A 6,631-nucleotide genomic window follows, 5' to 3' on the forward strand; every position below is an offset into this window, starting at 1 on the left:
GCGTTGTCACCGTCAACATTCCGCTATACTAAATTTTAAACGTAGTCGTTATGAGTTTATTTATATGTCCAACTCTACTGTAGAAAACTTGGTGATTATCGGTTCGGGTCCTGCAGGTTACACTGCTGCCATTTATGCCGCCCGTGCTAACCTTAAACCCGTGATGTTTGAAGGCTTCCAAGCGGGAGGACTTCCTGGCGGTCAGCTAATGACCACCACTGACGTAGAGAACTTTCCCGGTTTCCCCGAAGGGATCACAGGTCCGCAACTGATGGAGCGGATGAAAGCCCAAGCCGAACGCTGGGGAACGGAGTGTTATACCGAGGATGTCACGTCTGTGGATTTGAGTCGGCGTCCTTTTATTATCAGTTCTGACGAACGAGAAGTCCAAGCCCACAGTATTGTAATTGCCACTGGTGCTACCGCCAAACGTTTAGGACTCCCCAGTGAAAACCAATTCTGGAGTCATGGGATCTCCGCCTGTGCGATTTGTGATGGTGCGACTCCCATTTTTCATGGTCAATCCCTAGCCGTGGTGGGTGGGGGTGACTCAGCCGCTGAAGAAGCGGTGTATTTAACCAAATACGGGGATCATGTGCATCTATTGGTGCGCCGAGACCAACTGCGGGCATCGAAAACCATGCAAGATCGAGTGTTAAATAACCCCAATATCACCGTCCACTGGAATACGCAGGCGGTGGATGTGTTTGGCGAAAATGGTCGGATGAGTGGAGTTAAACTCCATAACAACCAAACAGGCGAGGAGAGCGACTTACAGGTTAAGGGACTATTTTACGCGATCGGTCATACTCCCAACACCTCCCTGTTTCAAGGGCAACTCGACCTAGATGACGTGGGCTATGTTATTACTAAACCGGGTTCTGTGGAAACCAGTGTAGAAGGGGTTTATGCGGCGGGTGATGTGCAAGACCATGAATTTCGCCAAGCGGTTACGGCGGCGGGAACTGGCTGTATGGCTGCTATGTTAGCTGAACGCTGGTTGTCTGCCAATAACCTGATTCAGGAATATCACCAGAAACCCGAATCTGAACCACCAACCCAGACAGCGAACGAGAAACCGACAGCAGACACAGAAGCAACCTTTGATATTAACAAGACACGGCATGTTGGCGGTTATGCCCTACGCAAACTCTTCCACGAGAGCGATCGCCTGATTATGGTTAAGTATGTTTCACCCAACTGTGGTCCTTGCCATACCCTGAAGCCAATTCTAAATAAAGTGGTGGATGCATATTTGGGCAAAATCCACTTTGTCGAGGTCGATATTGAAGCAGAACCCGAAATCGCTGAAAATGCCATGGTTACTGGAACACCCACGGTACAATTTTTCAAAGACAAAGAAATCGTGGATCAACTTAAGGGTTTAAAACAAAAAAGCGAATACCGTCAGATGATTGAGAAGTACCTACCTGCCGAAGTTTCAGCAGCTAGATAAGTTGCAGGTACGGGAGTTGTAAATACACGCCTAGCGACTTGCGATGAAAACCTACGGTGAGAAATCAACAGTCGCGTTATCGTGTGAGTAAATGAACTACCCCTGAGTTAGTATTAGCAATGAGTGCTATGACTGAATCCGTCCTTCCTCAACATACGATTGAGTCCCCCGATCGCAACCAAGCCAGGGATCGTACCCGCCGCCTTGTTTGGAAAATCGCGATCGCTACATTGCTGTTGATGGCAGTAGGGAGTGCGACGCGGGTGATGAATGCTGGACTCGCTTGTCCGGATTGGCCCCTGTGCTATGGACAGTGGGTGCCAAGTCAGCAGATGAATTTTCAAGTCTTTTTGGAATGGTTCCATCGCCTCGATGCGGCATTAATTGGCGTCAGTACAATCGCCCTAATGGGTTTGTCGTGGTGGGATCGCCGTTTTTTACCCAAGTGGCTGCCTTGGGCGGCAACATTTGCCTTGGGTTTAATTGTGTTTCAAGGCGTCTTGGGTGGCTTAACGGTGACCGAACTGTTACGGTTTGATATTGTGACAGCTCACTTGGGTACAGCCTTGTTGTTTTTCTCAACCTTACTGATTATTGGTACTGCCCTGATGCCTTACAAGGGTACAGGAGCGGTTGGACGCTTACCCTGGATGGGTTTGACGGCAGCTATTTTGGTTTACTTACAAAGCTTGTTGGGAGGTTTGGTGGCTTCCCGTTGGGCATTACATCAATGCTTTGGTGCGTCTCAACTTTGCACCGTGATGAATAGTCATATTGCGGGTGTAGTCCCAGCTACGTTAGTCACTTTAACCCTGGTTATTTGGGCATGGCGCACACCTGCCCTCCATCCCCTGTTGCGACAGTTGGCAAATCTGGCAGGTGGATTAGTAATTTTACAGATTATTCTGGGAGTGGCGACGTTCTGGTTACACCTACAGGTGGAACCTCTAACCGTGTCTCATCAAGCTGTAGGCGCTGCATTACTGGGAGATTTGATTGTCTTTACCGTTTTGGCATTACGCGATCGCACCACTGGGTTAGCGGTAGAAAAAGTAGGTGGGGACAATTAAAGTTAACGGCGAGGATTGTCATTTGTCATTTGTCAGGGAACAGGGAACAGGGAACAGGGAACAGGGAACAGGGAAGGTAGAGTTTTGAGTTAACTCCCTCATCTCCCTCATCTTCCCCAGCTCCCCCAGCTCCCCCAGCTCCCCCAGCTCCCCCAGCTCCCCCAGCTCCCCCAGCTCCCCCAGCTCCCCCACCCCTACAGCATTAAAACGGCGATTGTGTCAAAGTGTTAATGATTGTATATAGTGTTTCAATAAATAAGGAATTGGTGAATTTAATGATTGGGACAACTATATCCCGTCAACATGAAAACTTCCGGCAAGTGATCCAGAGCTACTACCAACTCACAAAACCTCGCATTATTCCTCTGCTGTTGATTACGACAGCCGCAGGGATGTGGATGGCATCTGAGGGGCAAGTTGATCCATTTTTGCTACTCATTACCCTGGTTGGAGGAACCTTAGCTGCTGCTTCGGCTCAAGTTCTCAACTGCATTTATGATCGCGATATCGATTATGAGATGCTACGCACCCGTAGCCGTCCAATTCCCTCAGGGCGGATACAAACTCGTGATGCTTTGTTATTCGCGATCGCTCTCGGATCTGCATCGTTTACCCTATTAGCCGTCTTTGCCAATCTTCTAGCTGCATTATTGGCAATGTCGGGCATTATCTTCTACATGGGGATTTACACCCACTTACTCAAACGCCATACACCCCAAAATATCGTAATTGGCGGTGCAGCAGGGGCAATTCCAGCACTGGTGGGTTGGGCGGCGGTGACGGGAGAGTTGAGTTTACCCGCCTGGTTACTGTTTGCCGTCGTCTTTTTGTGGACTCCTCCCCATTTCTGGGCGCTGGCTTTGATGATTCGCGAGGATTACGCCAAAGTCGGGATTCCCATGTTGCCTGTTGTAGCAGGTGAAGAGTCTACAACCCGTCAAATCTGGGTTTACACGTTGTTAGTTGTTCCCGCGTCGCTGTTATTCATTTATCCGTTAGGAGTATCGGGTGTGGTGTATGGCGCGATCGCGCTGGTGTTGGGTAGTATTTTTCTGCAAAAAGCATGGCAGTTATTACAAAGTCCCACCAATAACCAACTGGCGCGAGGGTTGTTTAAGTATTCGATTCTGTACATGATGCTGTTATGTACTGGCATCGTAGTGGATAGTTTACCGATCACCCAGCAACTCTCAACCGCTTTAGCTGACAATTTGCAAACTTTGGTGAGTGCGATCCCGTTTTTGCCGTTTCCGGTTTAATGGGAATAACCAACTGTGGTAGAGACGTTCCGGCGGAACGTCTCTACTAAATGATTCGTGCTAATCGATGTCTGAGGTTATACAATGCTAGAATTTCAGCAAGCTCCTGATGCAAGAGGCTAGGAAGCATGACGAAGATCGAAGTTGAACTCGACCAAAAAACCATTGAAAGTGCCAAGCTTTTGGCAGAGTCTCGGCAAAGTACATTACCGGAACTGATTGCAGACGTTATCAAACTACTCGTCCGGCAAAAAAGAACAAAAGATCCTTGGTTAGGATTAGTTGCTGATGAACCGGAACTTGTTGATGAGATACTTGAAGAAGCCCTAAAAAATCGGAGAGTACAGTTATTCAACGAAAAAATTGGAAAAGGCACTGCTTCACACAGACATTTTGTCTGAAATTTTTAGGAGAATTAATCAAAGGGTTATAGCTAAAGCTACTGCTTATCGTGCTGTTTTCGGTTGCTACACAATTTCGGTTATTACCGTTATGGAGGTTGTCCAAGGTTGGCATAAACGTCAACGAGAAGATCGTGTTCACGAGTTTTTAGCTACACTTACCTCTGAAGAGGTTTTGACACTAGAACTGCCAGATGCCGCATTAGCAGGGCGTATCTATGCGGATTTAGAACGAATAGGACAACCCATTGGTTATCCTGACTCAATGATTGCTGCGATCGCTCTACAACATAATCTTACTTTGGTAACTGGCAATTTATCTCACTATCAGCGAGTTCAAGCCTTAGGTTATCCTCTGAGGTTGGATAATTGGCGAATTTAAATCGAAAGGTTTAGTCTAATTTTTATTTATTTTTCTGGCAGACAACGATAAAGTTTATATTTATATTCCCCTGCCCATGACCCATAAGACCGATCGCGAAAACAATGCTGCGCCTCTAAATCAACCGTAGTCCGAAAATCCACTAACCATAAATCGAAGGGGCGTGGTAGTTCAGTTAACGTGTTCTGCAAGCGTGCGATCGCGTCTGTATAGGTTCGGGTTTTGGGATCACGATCCGCTAGAAAAAATTGGGCAGATGTAGTTCTATCCGTTTCAGAATTATTCCTATCCGATAATCGTTTAAATTCCCATGCTAACCCCATCAGTCGTCCGGTTTGTCCATGATGCTTGTGAGTGGTGGCGATGAATACGGCAGATTGAGACGCCTCTTGGATTACAGGGGCAAGTAAATCGGGACGGTGATTTTGTAAGTACCCTAAATTCCCAATTGCGGTGAATCCTCCCATTAATCCCATCAGCCAAATCATGACCACAATTGCTTTGCCATGCTTTAGCCTAGAAGCTGAATCAAATGTCACCTGCTGCCAAACTCCAGCCAGCATCCCCGCTAATAACAGGATCACAGCCGGAAAGTAAACAAACTGAAACCGCGCCCCTAGAGTTAAGTCCATACCTAAACCGTAGGTGATGCCCAAGACTAATGCGATCGCACTCCCTAAATATACCGACAAAATCTGCAAAGCTAAACGGCGATCAGGAAAGTGCTGTTGGAGTTTCCAGCCATTACCGAGTCTCGGTATCAGGCTAACCACAAATACCACCGTTACGATACCGGAGATTACCACGATCCAAATCGGCAGAACAGTTGTGGCGGTGGGAAGCAAGACGATCATACTCAGCCCCCAAATAAACAGCCGCCCGATGGGTGGTAACCATTCACGAGTGAGATCCCCGTCGGCTATCCAGGCTGTGGGTTCGCTACCGTAGATACTGGATAAAGCAGGTAGCCAGACTAAACCCCCGACAAGCGTCCCTAAAGCAACCCCATAGATACGCCGCCAATGCGATCGCGCCCAACTCTGAGGATCTTTCCTTCGCTGTTGCCAAGCCTGCGTCAACAGCACCACTCCTTCCGCACAAAGGGTTAAGCTAAAAAAATAATGGGTAGCGATGCCCAAACTATTGACACCCACCCACACTAATCCCATTCCTACTGATAACGGTTCCTCACGGTGGATACCCTGAATCGCCACAACTAAACAGGATAAAGACGCAATCACCCATAAAATCGCCAGAGTGTAGTGACGTGCATCTTGGGCGAGGAAAATCCCGTAAGGTGAAACCGCCATCATTGCGGCGGCGATTTGACCGACTAACCGAGAACCAAACGCCAGATACCCCAAACCAAATAGGCTAGGAATAGCCGCAATTCCCAATAATGCCGAGAGCGATCGCGCCCCCCATAAGGATACCAATCCGTCATCGGTAGGAAATACCTTGATCCACAAATGGGTTAAGACAAAATAAATCGGTGGATGTGTACTTTCTTGGCTTAAATGGTTGACAACTGAACTAATATCTGCATCAGCCACAGGATGCAAGGGATAGAGCAAGACATCTAAACTAATCCACTGATTCAGTGGCACGGTTTGAAAACTGTTGCCTAAACTAAAGACCATCGTGGCGAACTCATCAGTCCATGGGGGTAGAGAAACCAAACGACTCAAGCGCAGAATTGCACCAAGGGCTATCCATAACACGAGTAGCCCAAAGTGCAACCAATGTCGTTGTTTAGGGTTCATGGTTCATGGCAATTGATACACCAAGGCTTGAAGCCAAGTAAAAAGCGATACCTGACGATGAAGTCTAGATATCGCGTTTTGGCTTAGGAAATAGTTTCCAGCTTCCGGGATAAGGCGATCAATAGGTGATCGCATTTCTTTGTGGCTTTTCTACTCGGGAGACTCAGTGGGAGACTCAGTGGGAGACTCAGCCGGAGACTCTGTGCCGTCTCCACCGTCTGCTGGAGGTTCATCTATGCCTGCGTCATTTTGGCAAGCGCCCAAACTAGCTCCCAAAGCCAATACCAGCAGCAAACTCAG

At 47.8% G+C, this 6,631-nt stretch carries 6 protein-coding genes; 5 read left to right on the forward strand and 1 reads right to left on the reverse strand.

The genetic code is table 11. The features are described 5' to 3' along the window. The first annotated feature begins 64 nt into the window (after positions 1 to 64). From trxB to MC7420_RS12335, 5 genes are all read left to right on the forward strand, one after another. Positions 65 to 1,456 carry a thioredoxin-disulfide reductase gene (gene trxB / locus MC7420_RS12315; protein WP_006100644.1) on the forward strand — a complete coding sequence of 464 codons (1,392 nt, stop codon included), beginning with the start codon at positions 65 to 67 and terminating at the stop codon, positions 1,454 to 1,456. 128 nt (positions 1,457 to 1,584) lie between these two features. Next, positions 1,585 to 2,526: a COX15/CtaA family protein gene (locus MC7420_RS12320; RefSeq protein WP_044206846.1), complete on the forward strand. Its 942-nt coding sequence runs from the start codon at positions 1,585 to 1,587 to the stop codon at positions 2,524 to 2,526. Between the two features lie 275 nt (positions 2,527 to 2,801). Beyond that, the gene (locus tag MC7420_RS12325; protein ID WP_044206849.1) at positions 2,802 to 3,785 is read left to right on the forward strand and encodes a heme o synthase; all 984 of its coding nucleotides are present in this window, start codon (positions 2,802 to 2,804) and stop codon (positions 3,783 to 3,785) included. Positions 3,786 to 3,913: 128 nt separating this feature from the next. Then, on the forward strand, positions 3,914 to 4,186 hold the full coding sequence (locus MC7420_RS12330; RefSeq protein ID WP_006100731.1) for a hypothetical protein: 273 nt from the start codon (positions 3,914 to 3,916) through the stop codon (positions 4,184 to 4,186). Continuing rightward, on the forward strand, positions 4,179 to 4,568 hold the full coding sequence (locus tag MC7420_RS12335) for a type II toxin-antitoxin system VapC family toxin (RefSeq protein WP_232231694.1): 390 nt from the start codon (positions 4,179 to 4,181) through the stop codon (positions 4,566 to 4,568). Before MC7420_RS12330 ends, MC7420_RS12335 begins: the two co-directional genes overlap by 8 nt. 26 nt (positions 4,569 to 4,594) lie before the next feature. On the opposite strand, the gene MC7420_RS12340 is transcribed toward MC7420_RS12335, so the two are convergent. After that, positions 4,595 to 6,331, reverse strand: coding sequence for a glycosyltransferase family 39 protein (locus tag MC7420_RS12340; RefSeq protein ID WP_044206721.1), 1,737 nt, complete (start codon positions 6,329 to 6,331; stop codon positions 4,595 to 4,597). Positions 6,332 to 6,631 lie beyond the last annotated feature (300 nt).

The organism is Coleofasciculus chthonoplastes PCC 7420, from assembly GCF_000155555.1.
GTDB lineage: Bacteria > Cyanobacteriota > Cyanobacteriia > Cyanobacteriales > Coleofasciculaceae > Coleofasciculus > Coleofasciculus chthonoplastes_A.

Coding starts and splice junctions, on each gene's coding strand:
- MC7420_RS12325 (WP_044206849.1), top strand. CDS start 2,802: ATGATTGGGACAACTATATCCCGTCAACATGAAAACTTCCGGCAAGTG.
- MC7420_RS12320 (WP_044206846.1), top strand. CDS start 1,585: ATGACTGAATCCGTCCTTCCTCAACATACGATTGAGTCCCCCGATCGC.
- trxB (WP_006100644.1), top strand. CDS start 65: ATGTCCAACTCTACTGTAGAAAACTTGGTGATTATCGGTTCGGGTCCT.
- MC7420_RS12340 (WP_044206721.1), bottom strand. CDS start 6,331: ATGAACCCTAAACAACGACATTGGTTGCACTTTGGGCTACTCGTGTTA.
- MC7420_RS12330 (WP_006100731.1), top strand. CDS start 3,914: ATGACGAAGATCGAAGTTGAACTCGACCAAAAAACCATTGAAAGTGCC.